At 60.3% G+C, this 15,328-nt stretch carries 9 protein-coding genes; 5 read left to right on the top strand and 4 right to left on the bottom strand.

Going from position 1 to position 15,328, the window contains the following annotated elements:
- Nucleotides 1-41: 41 nt before the first annotated feature.
- Nucleotides 42-2,174 (bottom strand): alpha-glucuronidase, encoded by a 2,133-nt coding sequence (locus tag FFV09_RS08835; RefSeq protein WP_141447495.1) that lies wholly within the window; start codon nucleotides 2,172-2,174, stop codon nucleotides 42-44.
- 276 nt (nucleotides 2,175-2,450) lie between these two features.
- On the opposite strand from FFV09_RS08835, the gene FFV09_RS08830 reads away from it, so the two are divergent.
- Nucleotides 2,451-3,143, top strand: coding sequence for a GntR family transcriptional regulator (locus FFV09_RS08830; RefSeq protein WP_141447494.1), 693 nt, complete (start codon nucleotides 2,451-2,453; stop codon nucleotides 3,141-3,143).
- 231 nt (nucleotides 3,144-3,374) lie between these two features.
- Here FFV09_RS08830 and FFV09_RS08825 read toward each other — a convergent pair whose 3' ends face one another.
- Both FFV09_RS08825 and FFV09_RS08820 read right to left on the bottom strand, forming a co-directional pair.
- Complete coding sequence (locus FFV09_RS08825) at nucleotides 3,375-5,681, bottom strand: hypothetical protein (RefSeq protein WP_141447493.1); 2,307 nt, start codon at nucleotides 5,679-5,681, stop codon at nucleotides 3,375-3,377.
- A gap of 177 nt (nucleotides 5,682-5,858) precedes the next feature.
- Nucleotides 5,859-7,397, bottom strand: a complete 1,539-nt coding sequence (locus tag FFV09_RS08820) for an FAD-dependent oxidoreductase (protein WP_141447492.1) — start codon at nucleotides 7,395-7,397, stop codon at nucleotides 5,859-5,861.
- 249 nt (nucleotides 7,398-7,646) lie between these two features.
- Between FFV09_RS08820 and FFV09_RS08815 the strand changes: the two genes are divergently transcribed.
- Both FFV09_RS08815 and abc-f read left to right on the top strand, forming a co-directional pair.
- A complete protein-coding gene (locus FFV09_RS08815; protein WP_141447491.1) occupies nucleotides 7,647-7,898 on the top strand; it encodes a hypothetical protein in 252 nt (83 codons plus the stop codon).
- Between the two features lie 230 nt (nucleotides 7,899-8,128).
- Entirely contained in the window at nucleotides 8,129-10,147 is a 2,019-nt protein-coding gene (gene abc-f / locus FFV09_RS08810; RefSeq protein ID WP_141447490.1) for a ribosomal protection-like ABC-F family protein, read from the top strand.
- Between the two features lie 1,261 nt (nucleotides 10,148-11,408).
- Here abc-f and FFV09_RS08805 read toward each other — a convergent pair.
- Nucleotides 11,409-12,275 (bottom strand): manganese catalase, encoded by an 867-nt coding sequence (locus FFV09_RS08805; RefSeq protein ID WP_141447489.1) that lies wholly within the window; start codon nucleotides 12,273-12,275, stop codon nucleotides 11,409-11,411.
- A 354-nt stretch (nucleotides 12,276-12,629) separates the two neighbouring features.
- Here FFV09_RS08805 and FFV09_RS08800 point away from each other — a divergent pair, with 354 nt between their 5' ends.
- Both FFV09_RS08800 and FFV09_RS08795 read left to right on the top strand, forming a co-directional pair.
- Nucleotides 12,630-13,595 carry a phosphotransferase family protein gene (locus FFV09_RS08800; protein ID WP_141447488.1) on the top strand — a complete coding sequence of 322 codons (966 nt, stop codon included), beginning with the start codon at nucleotides 12,630-12,632 and terminating at the stop codon, nucleotides 13,593-13,595.
- Between the two features lie 306 nt (nucleotides 13,596-13,901).
- Nucleotides 13,902-15,296 (top strand): MBOAT family O-acyltransferase, encoded by a 1,395-nt coding sequence (locus tag FFV09_RS08795; protein ID WP_141447487.1) that lies wholly within the window; start codon nucleotides 13,902-13,904, stop codon nucleotides 15,294-15,296.
- The last annotated feature ends 32 nt before the right edge of the window (nucleotides 15,297-15,328 follow it).

The following is a 15,328-nucleotide window of genomic DNA, read 5'->3' as shown; positions in this document are numbered from 1 at the left end:
CTCCTGTTCAAAGGGAATACACGGCTGCGACCCTGCGGGCCTTAGTCGTAAATCAGGCGTCCCTGTTCGTCGGCAATACCCGATTTCCGGTAGAAGTACGTGTTCACGACGTCCCGCCACTGGCGCGCGTTCTCCGCCTGGCCCTGCAGACGGTCCGAGATATGCGCGAAACGTTCGGCATCGACTTCGTTTTCGAGCCCGCGCCACTCTTCGATCCACGCTTCGACCGCGGCCGCGCCTTCGAATCGGCTGTCGTAAATATGCTGGATGACCGTTTTGCCGGATTGAAGCCGATGCGTATAAGGGACATGATGGAAAAAGAGCAGCAGCTCGTCCGGACAATCGGCGAGCGATTCGTAGCGGTCCCGGTTCTCCGGGGCGTACTGCCCGGTATAGCCTGTGCCTGTCGCAAGCGTCCGGTCGACGCCGACGCCGTTCCGGTCGGCGAAATGGTATGTGCCCCATTTCGAATATTCGTAGCCGTCCACGTCGACGGCGTAATGATAGTGCGGCTGTACCATCCAGCCGACGGCGAGCGGGGCGGTGTAGCTTTCGTACACCGGCCACGATTGCAGCAGCAGCCGCCGGACGAAAGTCGCCGCGGCGCTGCCCGTTCCGAACGTCAGCGCGCTCCACTCGGCGGCGATCTCTTCGGCGGAAGCTTCCGGGTTCCATGCCAGGCGGCCGAAGCCGTACAGATTGGCCTGCGCCAAATGGTGGCCGGTCCAGTTGTCGTCGTCGCCGATATTGGAGACGGCCACGACGCCGCTGTAGGCGAAGCGGTGGACTTCGCCGGCGGCGATCCGGCTCACCGTGCTGCCCGGTCCGGCCAGCCGTGTATCGAAGTCGAGCGCCTGTTTCCACTGCGGGACGAGGAAGCAGACGTCGCGCTGCTGTCCCGTATATTCCTGCGCGATCTGGAATTCCATCATCTGATTGGTACGCGGCATTGCGCCGAACAAGGGCGAGACCGGCTCGCGCGTCTGAAAGTCCATCGGGCCGTTCTTGATCTGGAGCACGACGTTTGCGCGGAAGCGTCCGTCGAGCGGGCGGAAATGGTCGTAAGCGGCCCGCGCGCGGTCTGTCGACCGGTCGCGCCAGTCCTGATGGCAGTCGTAGACGAAGCAGCGCCACAGCACGAGTCCGCCGAACGGGGCCAGCGCGTCGGCCAGCAGGTTCGCGCCGTCGGCGTGATCGCGCCCGTAGCTGAACGGTCCCGGCCGGTTCTCGGAATCGGCTTTGACGACGAAGCCGCCGAAGTCCGGAATCGCCGCGTAGATTTCTTCCGCCGTGCGCCGCCACCAGGCTTTGACGTCTTCGTCGAGCGGATCGGCCGTATGAAGCCCGCCGAGTTCGATCGGCGCGGCATAGTTGACGCTCAGGAACAGCCGGATACCGAAGCCGCCGAAGATCTGCGCGAGCCGCGCGACGTCGGGCAGGCGATCGGCGGCGATCAGCTTCGTTTCTTCGCGGTGAACGTTGACGTTGTTGACGCAGATCGCGTTAAGGCCGACCGAAGCGAGCAGCCGGGCGTAATCGGCGATACGCGGCGAATCGGACAGCACCCGGCCGTTTCGGTAGAAGATCGAGCCGCCGGAATACCCGCGCTCCACGCTGCCGTCCATATTGTCCCATTGGTCGATCATCCGCAGCGCGCTGCGCGGCGCTTCTGTCCGGTCCAGCTCCGCCGGAGGACCTGCCTCCGACAATTGGAACAGCCGGAGGAACGCGAAGACCGCGTGCAGCAGGCCGACGTCCGAGCCGCCCAGCAGCACGGCGTACGGCTCGGCCGCGGCATCCGCGCCGCCGGAACTTTCCGCTTCGGCGGGCGAGGCTTTGCGGCTGTTCGCCGTGCCGAAGCGCAGGCGGAAGCCTTCCGGCGCCAGAGCCTGCGCGTCCATCTGCGCCAGGGCGGCCTGCGCCGCTTCGGGCGAGCCGAGCGCGATGGCCGGCGCGCCCGCCTTGATCGTCAGCGCCGGCTCGATGCCGGCCAGAGCCGCTAGGCCGCCGGTCAGTTCGCGCAGGGCGGTCGCGCCCGGCCCTTCCGGCCGCAGGTCGAACCGGGCGGACAGGCGCGAGAGCAGCGGCCGCCACGCTTCGATGACGCGTTCGTCCGTCCGGCGCCCGGCCGGCAGCCAGGCGCGGTAACCTCTCGACGTTTCCAATCTGCTCATCGTTCTCTCCTCCCGCGGGCGCCGGCCGGGTTCAAGCCGTTCGCGCCGCCTCTTTTTCGGCCGGGACCGTACGCGCTTGCCGCTTGGACCCGGGTGCATCTGCCTGCCGTCTTCATGAAATATTCCTCCCTGTCAGAAGCCGATTTGATCCGGGAAAATCTTGTATACAAGAACATCCCCATCATAGGGTCATTCCCTAAAACTGTCAATCGGTGCATTCCGCTTCCGGCGGAAACGTTGTATACTACCGACAACAAGCAAAGGGGGCGCATGGCCATGACCGTTAAAGCGGAGATTTTGCGGCAGCTGAAGCACGATATATTGACGCTTGCGCTCAAGCCGGGCAGCCGGCTCGGCGAGACCGCTTTGTCGGAACGCTTCCGCATCTCCCGTACGCCGCTGAGGGACGTGCTGAAGCAGCTCGAACGCGAAGGGTATCTCGACGTCTACCCGAAGCGGGGCAATCTCGTGTCGTACATCGACCTGGAATCGGTCGAACAAATCATCTATCTGCGCGTCACGCTCGAACGGGACATCCTGCGCAATCTCGCTTCCCGGACCCGGCCGCTGCCGCCGGCCGGCGTGCTGGAGCTCGGCGGCATCCTGGAGCGGCAGGAACGGATCGTCCGCAGCGGGCAGGACCGCGAAGATTTCCTGCATTGGGACGACGCTTTTCACCAGGCGCTGTTCGCGCTGGAAGGCCGGGAATTGCTGTGGGACCTGATCCGGCAGGCCAACGTCCATTACGCGCGGTACCGGCGGCTGCATCTGCTCGAACGATCGAAGATGGAGACGCTGCTCGGCGAGCATCGCCTGATCTTCGACAGCGTGGTCAACCGCGATGCCGCGCGGATCGACGAACTCGTGCAGCGCCATCTGCACGAAGACGTCAACGCGGCTTATTTGCGGGAACATTTCGCCGCTTACCTCAAGCTGCCGCCGCTCGGCGAGCCGGAGCAGCCGCTATAACCGGAGCAGCCGCTATAACCGGAGGCGCCTGCGGCCGGTTCCGCCGGCGGCCCGGTAGACCCCCGGCAGAGCGAACCGCGCAGGCGCCGGGGAGCCGCACGGGAAGGCACACGTCAAAAACCGCACGTCAAAAACCGCACGTAAAAAAACCGCAAGACAAAAAGACGACTCCGGCAAACATCGGAGTCGTCTTTTGCTGCGGTGGCCGGTCCGGCGGCCCGACCGCCGATTCTAGTTGCGGGTCGATCCTTCGACCTGTCCGTCGTATTCGGAGAAAGCGTCTTTGAGAATGTCGAAGCTTTTCTTCGGCCGTTCGTGGTAGGCCGGCAGATCCCACGCATCCCATGTGTACATGCGGGATTTCGGGGCTGCTTTCGAAGGAGAGCCCGCCTGCGACAGCACGGCCGAGACCGAGATGCCGTTCGTGTCGATCGGCGTGACGCTGTCCGTGCCGTACGGATACTTCCATACCTGCAGGCGGCTCGGATCGGTGAAGCCGAGCAGCATCCACGGGATGCGCAGCTCCAGCGTGTCACCTTCGAGATACCAATCCGACAAGTTGTTGAACTTGTCGGATTCCGGGTCGTTCGTGCCCCAGTGCAGCTTGCCCACGTCGTACGCTTCGAACGGCGTATCGACTTTGCTCTGGGGCAGGTACAGTTCCCGGTTCAGCGCGAGCTTCCACGGCAGGAAGAGGCCGGCTTCGTCGTTCGCGTAGGCGGCTTTGTACGGTACCGACTTCAGCTTGTAGCCGTACAGCCAGCTGAACTGGTCGTAGCCGCTGTTCACGTACAGCCGTCCGCCCTGCCCGGCCGCGAAGCGGGCGAGGAATTCCTGTCCGCCGTCGAAGCGGATCCCCGGCGCAAGCTTCGCGTTCCGGCTGCCGCCCGGCGTCGTATCGAAGCCAAGCGTCAGTTCGTCGGCGTCGAAATTCCAGTCTCCGCCGTCTTTTTGCAGCAGCACGTACAGATCCGAAGCGTCGTGGGTCATCGCCATTTTTACGCCGTTCCCGACGTCTTCGGCGACCAGTCCGCGCTTTTCCCAGTCGTCGGTTCGGCCGTCGATCGTCATCGCGTCTTCGGCCGTTTCTTCCGGCTCGATCGCGACCACGCCGAAATGTTCTTCGTTGGTCAGGCGGTTGCGCCACATGGCCCGGCGGTCGCCGGGCGCTTCCAGTTCGATCGTGTTCCAGGTGAACTTGAACCATTCGTCCTGCCACTCGAACAGCAGCGCCCCGTCGTAATCTTCGTTATAGATCTGCTTGAGCATGCCCGCGTTCAGTTCGCCCTGCTGCTGTTCCTGGTGCATGCCCTGACTTCGGCCGAGCAGGCCGTAGTGGGCAATGCCTCGCGAACTCGGCATGCCGAATTCGGCGATGATCAGCGGGATGCCTGTGTGATGCGCGCGCAGTTCGTTCAGATAGCCGGCATACGGGTCTTTTTCCCCGGCGGCATTCACGTAATCCAGATATTTCTGGTCGCGGCGCAGCGAATCCGGATAATACGGATACACGTGGTACGACGCGAAATAACCGGCTGACCAGTCCTGCGTCGGCTCGATATGCATCGGATCGACGGGCACGAGGTCTTCCTGCGGCAGCGGCTCGTTCGGATGATCGAGTGGATCGGTCGTGACCCAGTTGGTAAAAGAAACCGGGTGCTGCCAGCCGTATTTCATCTCTTCTTCCGCCAGCACGTCAAGCATCTGCGCCAGCCAGCTCTCGAACGGGGAAGCTTCGGCCTTGGCACGGAAATACTTGCCGGCGTAAGGTTTCATGCCGACATGCGCTTCGTTGGTCGCCTGCACGGCATACGGATACCATTCCGTGCCGACGATCCAGCCGAGCAGATACGGCGACACGTCGGCCTTGTACGTACCGGACGCGTGCCCGGTTCGGGCCGGGATATCGGCCTGGCCGTGCACGACGGCCGCCGCGTCGCGAATCTCCTGTTCGAAGCTGCTTGTGATCGTCTTGGAGAACGCGTCGCGGCCGTTCGAGTCGGCGCCGATCAGATCTTCCTCCGGCGACCAGATGCCCTGCATCAGCATGAGCGGCTTGTCCTGGCCGGCGTTGAATTCCGCCAGCGCTTCATAGAAGTCCGGCGGCAGGATCGTGTAGATGCGGACGGCTTTGATGTTCATGGCCTGCATCTGCGGGAACCAGCGCAAATAGTCGTCTTTGGTCGGCGACACCTGGCCGGGGAAATGTCCCGGCGTCGTGGCGCCGAAGTTGATGCCGGGCCAGAACGAAGTCTGCCACTGCTCGCCGTCGTACGTCGCGAGCTGCCCGTCGACGACGGAAGCGGTGCGCTTGATCCCGTTTTGTTCGAACACGGGGATGCGCGGAGCCGGAAGCGGCACGACAGCGGACGGATCGGAACCGGCCGGCTTGGAGTCGGGTCCGCCGGCCGTTTCGTCGCCGAAGCCGGCCGAATGCCAGATCAGCACTGCGGCCAACGCCAGAACGACCAATCCGAGAAAGCTTAGGAAAACATACGGAATCTGCCGGGGCCTGCGAAAATTTTTGCGAGAACTCATGCTCCACCTCGGTTTGCATAAATTTCGTCATTGGAACGATTTTACTGTCATTGTACAGGATGCGCGGCGGGGATGCGCGATTTTTATCGTATTGAAGCCTGCGGCGCCCGATCCGCAAAAAACCCGGTTTCCGCTGGGGAAACCGGGGCCATGCCGCGAAGTTCGACAAGCGGCCGTCTATTCTTCGATGCGTTCCAGCGGATCGGTCGCCGGACCTTCGATCACGTCGCCGTTATACGCGAAGCGCGAACCGTGGCACGGGCAGTCCCACGAACGTTCCGCTTCGTTCCAGGCCGTCTCGCAGCCCATATGCGTGCAGGTCGTGTCGACAAGGAACAGCTCGCCTTTTGGATCGCGGTACGCGCCGACCTTTTTGCCGTTGTGGCGAACGAGTGCGCCCTGATCGGGTTCCAGGTTGCTGATCTTCTCGTCCGCGCCGCCGAATTTGCCCGTAATCATTTCTTTGGCCATTTTCATGCCGGTTACGAGCGTCTGTCCCAGGCTCTTGTCGTTGAAACGGCCCGGGTTGAACGTGTTCATATGCGGGTTGGAGCGGCGAATGACGTTGTCGCGAATAAGCAGGCCGGCGAACGTACCGTTCGTCATGCCCCATTTGTTGAAACCGGTCGCGATGAACGTGAACGGATAGTCGGAGGACAAAGGTCCGATATACGGGATCTTGTCCAGCGTGGTGATATCCTGCGCCGACCAGCGGAACGGAATCTCGCGCGAACCGAACGTTTCGCCCGCGAATTTCTCCAGCGCCAGATAGTGGTCGAACGTGTTCTCGTCCTTGCCGGTCGGATGGTTCTCGCCGCCGACGATCAGCACTTCTTCGCCTTCGAACGTCGCCGAGCGGATCGAGCGCTTCGAGTCGTCGATGCTCAGGTACATGCCGCCCTGGAACGACGTTTCCGGCTTGACCGCAAGCGCGTACGAACGCTCGACGGACAGTCGGGTAAAGTAGCCCGCCGGCACGTTCCAGAACGGATAGTGGGTCGTGACGATCATCTCGTTGCAGTAGATGCGGAATTCGCCGTCGATCGTGTACGCTTCGATCGGCTTGCCGTATACCGCGCCTTCGATCGTCGTATTTTCATAGATCAGCCCGCCGTTCTCGATGATCTTCTCCACGAGGAACTTGAGGTATTTGAGCGGGTTGAACTGCGCCTGTCCCGGCATGGAGATGACGCCTTTGGCCTGGACCGGAATCGGCAGCGAATCGTGCCACTCGCCGGGAATGCCGAGTTCCTGGTACGCTTCGAACTCTTTGCGCAGATCGTCCAGTTTGTCGTCCTGCGTCGTATACAGATAAGCGGTCTCTTCTTGGAAATCGCAGTCGATGTTATGCTTCTGGACCATGTCGCGGATGAAATTCAGGCCTTCCATATTCGCTTCATAGTAGGATCTGGCGATTTCGGGACGGAAATTGGTCAGGAATTCGCTATAGATCAAGCCGTGCTGCGCGGAAATTTTGGCGGTCGTGTAGCCGGTCGTGCCGTCCAGAATCTGACCGGCATCGACCAGCGCGACTTTGTAGCCTTCGAGCGACAGCAAATAGGCGGTCGTCACGCCGGCGATGCCCGCGCCGATTACGGCGGCGTCGACTTTGAGGTCTTCGCGCATCTCGGGGAAAGTCGGCAGCGTCGTGACCGTTCTCCACATGGACCTCGGGTATCTCGGAAGTTCGGATGGAACGTTGAATTTTTCGCTCATGTTTATGGTCCTCCTCGGTGTCGGTCGGGATTGTCTGAACTCTACCTTCCTTATTTACCACCTCGGGGCATTAAGAAACGAAAGAGCGAGCAGTCCAAGCAAGTAAACTTGTTCGGAGCTGCCGGAAATCGGATGAATCGGGCGAGCGGAGCCGTAAAAGCAAGGCGGCCGCAGCGCAAAAAAAAGCTTGCTTTCCGCCGAATCGTCCGGTTAAGATAAACGCATACGACGACAAGGAGGTGAGACAGGATGCGTAACTTTAATTCGCTGAACTCTTTATTTGTAGTGCTCGATCGGCTGCCTTTGGCACTGGGCGGCATTGTTCATGTTCAAAACCGCAACGGGATCAGTCTGTCCAAATTTGAGCCGACAACGCTGAAATTCGGTCAAGGCACCCGTCTGTCCGGAACTGCACATGAACAGCGAAATGCCGCTCCTGTCTCGCGTCTGCGGACAAGGTCAGCGCTCTTCGCGCGGCCGATCGACCAACCGCAGCCTTGACCGCCCCCGGAACGCACTGTCCGGGCGTACGGTTCCGGCTTGCCGGGCCGCGCGTACTAGCGCTTCAACCTTCATCCGAATACGAATTTCGAGGCCGCAGGGGGACATTTCCCCTGCGGCCTTTTTGCATACCCAAAATTCGAATACGCGGGGGGAAAGTCTCCGTCCGGTCCCGGAAACGAGGACGGTCGGAGCGCACCCATTACGGAACACGCGAAAGGATGAACGACATGTTAATGATCAACTGCTATCAAGTCAAAAAGTTTTACGGAGCCGAGGAAGTGCTGAGCGGAGTCTCGTTCGATATCTATGAAGGGGAAAAAGTCGGGCTGCTGGGCGGCAACGGAGCCGGCAAATCGACGCTGTTTCGCCTATTGTCCGGTGCGGAACCGCCCGACGAAGGAAACGTGTCGCTGCGCCGCGGCGCGCGCGTCGGCGTGCTGGACCAGATTCCGGATTACGGGGAGCAAAGCGTCGGAGACGTGCTGCTGGGCGTGTTCGGGACCTCGCTTGCGCTGCAGGCGAAGCTGCGCGAGCTGGAAGCGTCGATGAGCGGGGCGGAAGGCGCGGCGCTCGACCGGATGCTGCGCGAATATGGCGAGACGCAGGAAGCGTTCGAACGCGGAGGCGGCTACGAAATTCCGGCCAAAGTGGACACGGTCGCTTCCGGTCTGGGCATTTCCGCCGGGCAGCGGGAGCGTCCGTTCGCGGAACTGTCCGGCGGCGAGAAGACCAAAGTCGCGCTGGCTGCGCTGCTGCTGGAAGAAGCCGATCTGCTGCTGCTCGACGAGCCGACCAACCATCTCGACATGGAAGCGGCGGCGTGGCTGGAGAGCTTCATCCGCGATTCGTCATCGACGATCGTCGTCGTCTCCCACGACCGTTATTTTCTGACGCAGACGGTGGAAAAGGTCATCGAACTCGAAGACGGCGAAGCGACTTCGTATCCGTGCGGGTACGTGCAATACCGGGAGGAAAAAGAAGCCCGGCTGCTGCGTCAGTTCGAAGATTACAAAGAGCAGCAAAAAGTGATCAAGCAGATGAAAGAAGCGATCAAGCGGCTGATCGAGTGGGGCAAAAAGGGCGACAACCCGAAGTTTTTCCGCAAAGCCGCTTCCATGCAAAAAGCGCTCGACCGAATGGAAAAGGTCAAGCGCCCGGTGCTGGAGCGCACCGCGATCGGGCTGGCGCTTGCGACCGACGGACGCACGGGCGAAGACGTGCTGACGCTGGACGCGGTGCGCAAATCTTTCGGCAGCCGCGTCCTGCTGCGCGAAGCGGAAGCGCTGCTGCGCTACGGCGAACGCGCCGTGCTGGTCGGCGGCAACGGAGCGGGCAAAACGACGCTGATGCGCATGGTGCTGGGCCAGGAAAGCCCGGATGCCGGCGAACTGCGCCTCGGCTCGCGCGTGCGCCTCGGCTATCTGGCACAGGAAGAATCGCCGCCGGCCGACCGCACGAGCGTGCTCGATTATTACAAAGAGCAGGCCGCCATGGAAGAAGGCGAAGCGCGCGGCAGCCTGGCGAAGTTTCTGTTCTACGGCAAAGACGTGTTCAAGCCCGTCGCCGGACTGTCCGGCGGCGAATGGAGCCGGCTGCGCCTGGCCGTGCTCATGCGGCAGAAGCCGAACCTGCTGCTGCTCGACGAGCCGACCAACCACCTCGATATTGCTTCGCGCGAAGCGCTGGAAGAAGCGCTGGAAGAATACGACGGCACGATTCTGGCCGTCTCGCACGACCGGTTCTTCATTAACCGCATCGCGCAGCGCGTCTGGTCGCTGGAAAGCGGCGAGCTTGTCTCGACGCTCGGCGGCTACGACGATTACCGCGCCGAGCGGCAGAAAGCGCAGCGCACAGCCGAGGAGCACTCGGGAGCGCAGGGCGCGGGAGTGCGAAGCGGGAACGGGGCGGCGTCCGCCGGAGCCGGAAGGCGTAACGGAGGGCAAGGCGAAGCAGCGCGGAGCGGGAATGGAAGGCAGAGCGAGGAATGGCGAAGCGGGAAGTCCGGCGAAGGGCCGGGAAGCCGGAATGGAGGGCAGGGCGAAGCACCGCGCCTCGATCCCGCGAAGCTGGAGCGGGACATTGCCGAACTGGAAGTGCGCGCAGCCGAACTCGGCGCAGCGCTGGCCGACCCGGCCCATGCGCTGGAGGCGCACCGCCTGAGCGAATGGCTCGCGGAGCAAGACGCGACGCAAGCCCGGATCGACGCGCTGACGGAAGCGTGGCTGGCGCTGGCGGACGGGGAGTGAAAAGCCCAAGCCGAATCCGGGCGGGCAGCGGTCAGGCGCATTGGCCGACAGCGAGAAAGGAACAGTAAAAGGTAAGAGCAGAGGTAAAGGGAGAGGTAGAGGTGAAATGAAAGTAAAAGTAACGGCGAAATAAAAGTGAATTTAAAGAGGAGAAAAGAAGATAATAGGCGGTGAAAAGAGAGTCGGAGAAGGAGATTTCGTGCTGGGAGCGGCGGCGTGGATGCGGCGAACGAATCCGCACCGATGCAGGACGTTAAACGGCAAGCAGGTCTACATTAAACAAGCTTATGTTCAAAACAAACTTATGTTTAAAAAATTTATATTCAAAACGGGTTTGTATTCAGCTCGATTTGAGCTTCGTTTCGGTTTGTTATCCAATCCGCCGGCACACAATTTGCTCAGTCTGGCGGCGAAAGACACGAAATAACTGCGAAAATACAGTTATTTCGTGCTTTTCGCAACACCATCCGCAAATAGCTGCACCAATGCATCTATTCGGCGGCGAATGGCTCCTTTTGAGCCATATGGCTTCAAATAACTGTATCTGCGCAGTTATTTGAGTTTTGACCGACAAACCGAGCGAATTAACTGTATCTACGCAGTTATTTTGCCGGAACCGTGCTTGCCGCGCCTGCCGGCGTCGAATCGGTCCCGCTCTCGTAACCGCGATGCCTTCGGGCCCGCGCCAGTGCCGGCATTGCGCCAGCACTCGCCGCGCCCGCCTCGCGTCTAGCGTCCACGCCGCAGCCGCGCCAGCACCCACGCCGCGCCCGCCTCGCGTCTAGCGTCCACGCCGCAGCCGCGCCAGCACCCACGCCGCGCCCGCCTCGCGTCTAGCGTCCACGCCGCAGCCGCGCCAGCACCCACGCCGCGCCCGCCTCGCGTCTAGCGTCCACGCCGCAGCCGCGCCAGCACCCACGCCGCGCTCGCGCCGCGCCAGCACCCACGCCCGCCCTGCACAAAAAAGGACGTCCCCCGCAGGGGACGTCCAACGTGTCGAGAAAGTCTAATTTTGAACAAAGTGAGGAGGCGGAGGGAGAAATTCAGTGTAGGAGCGCCAGCGTTCGCCTTTGAAATCAGGAAAATCCCATTCAAATTTGATCCTTTTTCCTGATTTCAACACGCGACCGGAACGAATTTCTCCCGCAGCCGACAAGCTTCTCATACGTATAGGACTTTCTCGACAGCCTGGACGTCCCCCCGCAGGGGACGTCCTTTTTCAATCTTTTCAACCTTTTCAATCCTCTAACCCATCCTCCGCTTACAGCAGCCCTTTGCCGGCTTTGCTGCTTTCGTTCGTCAGCTTCGGCAGGGCGCCGGGGCGGGAGAACGTGAAGTCCGGTGCCGGGGTGAGGACCGGCTTTTCGCCCATGGCCTGAGGTTTCGCAACGTATTCGAATTTGCCCTGGTTGTCCATGGACGGGCCTTTGGCCCAGCGGCCTTCGGCGCTTTCTTCGCCCTCGGAGAAGTTCATGAACTGATGCGAGACTTCCTGCAGCTCCAGCTCGCGAGGGAACGAAGCCGGCACGATGGTGCCTTCCATCGATTCGATCTCGGCGATGGCGGCCATCCACTGGTTCTGGTGCATCGTGTCACGCGCCAGCATGAAGCCCATCATTTTGCGGATGCCGGGATCGGTCGTCATCTCGTACAGGCGGGCAACCTGCAGGCGGCCCTGGGACTCGGCGTTGAGGTTGGCGCGGAAATCGGCGAGCAGGTTGCCGCTGGCCACGATGTAGCGCGAGTTCCACGGGTAGCCTACGCTGTCGGTCGGCGTCGCGCCGAGGCCGGACACGATCAGATGCTGCGGATTCATGCCGCCGAGCGCCGCTTCGATCAACGGGTCTTTGGCCGCTTCTTCGAGTTGGTCGACCGGCGCGCCGTCCAGCAGCTGGGCGATCATCGTGGTCAGCATTTCGACGTGGCCGATCTCTTCCGTACCGATATCGAGCAGCATGTCGCGGTACTTCTGATCGGCGCGACAGTTCCAGCCCTGGAACAAATACTGCATCATAACGGACATTTCGCCGTACTGGCCGCCGAGGACTTCCTGCAGTTTTTTGGCGAAAATCGGGTCCGGTTTTTCCGGTCTGGCGTGGTATTGAAGTTCTTTCATGTGGATAAACATCGTAATTCCTCCTCTTGATGGTCAAGTTGGTCTCTGGCTGCTAAAGGCCTGGAAACGTTCGACTTTCCGACGAAGCTTACAGAAAGATGCATATCTGGATATGAACACTCAATCCGTTCCGCTATTTTTTTACCCGCCTCACGGAAATTTAATCTTTTTTGTGAACGAAAAAGGATCGGGATTTTATTTATCGAAAAGAACAGCAAGTGACACACCGCGCAGAATCGGGCTCATGATCGAAAACGGATCAAAAAAATCTAAAACGGATCGAATCAGTCGGGCGGAGCGTCTAATCATGGGCGGGAACGAAACCTGCTGCTGCCAAAAAAGACCTTGAAGGAGCGAAAACCCGATATGGAGAGCGTAACGAAACGAAGATTAAGCACGGAAGAAATCGAGCGGATCGCGCAAAAAACGTTCGGATGCGGCTGCACGAAGATCGAGGAGTTGACCGAAGGGTGGGCCAATTCGGCGTACGCGCTGGACTTGGAGAACGGCGGCACGGCCATTCTCAAATCGGCGGCGGAGTCCGAGGAAGGCCGGATGCGCTGCGAGCGGGGGCTGATGCGGACCGAAGTCGAAGTTATGCGCAGGCTGAAGGAAGCCGGCACGGTTCCGGTTCCGGACATTTACGCGTACGATGCGGAGAAAACGATCGTGCCGTGCGAATATTTTCTGATGGAGCGGTTGACCGGCACGTCCTACGACAAGGTGCGCGGCGAGCTGCCGTCCGGGGAACGCGAAGCGATCGACGCGGAACTGGGCCGCTTTTTCCGGCAAATCCATGAGATCAAAGGGACGGAGTTCGGCTATTACCTGCCGCATCCGTCGAATGCTCCGAGTTGGGACGACGCTTTTCTCGCACTGATGCGCGACGTGATGCAGGACGGGCGGGACGCGGGCGTGAAGCTGCCGATGTCTTACGAGGAATTGGACGAGCAGTTGGAGCGCCACCGTCCGTCGCTGCGGGCATTCACGACGCCGACGTTGATCCACTGGGATTCCTGGCCGGGCAATGTGCTGGTCAAGGACGGAAAGGTGGAAGGGATCATCGACTTCGAACGCGCGCTGTGGGCCGATCCGCTGATGGAATACGTCTTCGGCAAATTCATGGATTCGCCGGCTTACGAGACGGCCTACGGTCTGGAAGGCGAAGCGTCCGATCGACTCGTTCGCCGGGCGCTGTACCCGCTGTATCTCGATCTGGTCATGCGGGTGGAATGCGATTACCGGGGGTTCGGGCCGGAACATACGGAATGGGCGCAGCAGAATCTGAAGCATGGCTGGGAGCGGCTGCTGGACATGACGAACAGTCTGTAGCGTCTTATGCATCCTGTGCGGCCGTACCGCGGAATTCTTTTTTCTGCGGTACGGTTTTTTTGATGCGCGAACGCGTTTGGGCTTCAAAGCTGCAAAAAGGTACAAAAAGTTGGAATAAACTTTAATTTTGTCCCAACTTCGTTGCTTCGACATGGGTCGAGTCGGTATAATGGGCGTTGTGCCTAAACGGCGTTTTCGCCGGTTTTCGCGCGGTCTTTTGGATGTGTCCACTGGGTAAATCTCGCATTCGCGCCGCTTTGCGTTCGCCTTCCGGCGGAGCGCCAGGCGAAGAGAGGAAGGGAAGACGTGCTTTTCAATTCTTACGAGTTTATTTTTGCGTATTTGCCGGTCGTCTTTATCGGCTACTTTGCCTTGAACCGGTTCAAGCTCTACAATCTGGCCAAGATCTGGATGGCGTTGGCCTCGCTGTTCTTTTACGCCTATGAGGATACGCGGTATTTGCCGCTCATTCTGGGCTCGATCGCATTCAACTACATAGTGGGGCGCGGCCTCAGCCATATCAATGCGAACGGCGTGAACCACAAAGGCCGCTGGCTGTTGATTCTCGGCGTGGTCGGCGACGTGGCGCTGCTCGGCTACTACAAGTACGCCGACTTCTTTATTGACAATTACAACGGATTGTTCGGACAGGACGCTTCGCTGCTGCACATCGTGCTGCCGCTCGGCATCAGTTTCTTCACGTTCACGCAGCTCGCCTACCTGGTCGACGCTTACCGCGGCAAAGTGAAGGAATACAATGTGGCCAACTACATTTTGTTCGTAACGTTTTTCCCGCATTTGATTGCCGGTCCGATTTTGCACCACAAGGAAATGATGCCGCAGTTCGACGATCCGGAAGGCAAACGGATCCGGGCCGACAACATTTCGCGCGGTATTTTCATTTTCTGCATCGGCTTGTTCAAAAAGGTCATCATCGCGGACCTGCTTGCGCCGATCGCAACGGCAGGCTTCGACAGCGGGCAGGCGCTGCACTTCGTGGAAGCCTGGACGACGTCGCTCGCCTATACCGGGCAGCTGTACTTCGACTTCAGCGCATACTCGGACATGGCGATCGGTCTCGGCCTGATCTTCAACATCAAGCTGCCGGTCAACTTCAACTCGCCGTACAAAGGCACGAGTATCAAGGACTTCTGGGCGAGATGGCATATGACGCTCAGCCGTTTCCTGAAAGATTATATCTACATCCCGCTCGGAGGCAACCGCAAAGGCACGACGCGGACCTACATCAACTTGTTCCTGACCTTCCTGATCGGCGGATTCTGGCACGGAGCGGGCTGGACCTTTATCATCTGGGGCGCGATGCACGGCGCCGCGCAGGTCGTTCAGCGTCTCTGGCAGCTGACCGGCATCAAGATGAACAAATACGTCGGCTGGTTCATTACGTTCAACTTCGTCAATATCGCCTGGGTGTTCTTCCGGGCGCAGCACTGGTCCGACGGCGTGCGCATCCTCAAAGGGATGTTCGGCATGAGCGGGGTCATCCTGCCTCCGGACCTGCTGACGGCCGGGCTGCCGCTCGTCGCGGTGTCGCTGCTGATCGCTTTGTTCGCGCGCAACTCGATCGAATTGACGGAACGTTTCAAGCCGACGCTCGGCCGGGCCGTATTCGCGGCTGCCCTTTTCGTCGTGTCGCTTCTGTATTTCAACCAAATCAGCGAATTCCTCTACTTCAACTTCTGAGATAAGGATTCGGTTCGTCATGGGGGAAGGTT

Source organism: Saccharibacillus brassicae, assembly GCF_006542275.1.
Classification (GTDB): domain Bacteria; phylum Bacillota; class Bacilli; order Paenibacillales; family Paenibacillaceae; genus Saccharibacillus; species Saccharibacillus brassicae.
The sequence above is the reverse complement of the archived record's forward strand: the minus strand, read 5'-3'. Positions and strand labels throughout refer to the sequence as shown.

Coding starts and splice junctions, on each gene's coding strand:
- abc-f (WP_141447490.1), top strand. CDS start 8,129: ATGTTAATGATCAACTGCTATCAAGTCAAAAAGTTTTACGGAGCCGAG.
- FFV09_RS08805 (WP_141447489.1), bottom strand. CDS start 12,275: ATGTTTATCCACATGAAAGAACTTCAATACCACGCCAGACCGGAAAAA.
- FFV09_RS08830 (WP_141447494.1), top strand. CDS start 2,451: ATGACCGTTAAAGCGGAGATTTTGCGGCAGCTGAAGCACGATATATTG.
- FFV09_RS08820 (WP_141447492.1), bottom strand. CDS start 7,397: ATGAGCGAAAAATTCAACGTTCCATCCGAACTTCCGAGATACCCGAGG.
- FFV09_RS08815 (WP_141447491.1), top strand. CDS start 7,647: ATGCGTAACTTTAATTCGCTGAACTCTTTATTTGTAGTGCTCGATCGG.
- FFV09_RS08800 (WP_141447488.1), top strand. CDS start 12,630: ATGGAGAGCGTAACGAAACGAAGATTAAGCACGGAAGAAATCGAGCGG.
- FFV09_RS08825 (WP_141447493.1), bottom strand. CDS start 5,681: ATGAGTTCTCGCAAAAATTTTCGCAGGCCCCGGCAGATTCCGTATGTT.
- FFV09_RS08835 (WP_141447495.1), bottom strand. CDS start 2,174: ATGAGCAGATTGGAAACGTCGAGAGGTTACCGCGCCTGGCTGCCGGCC.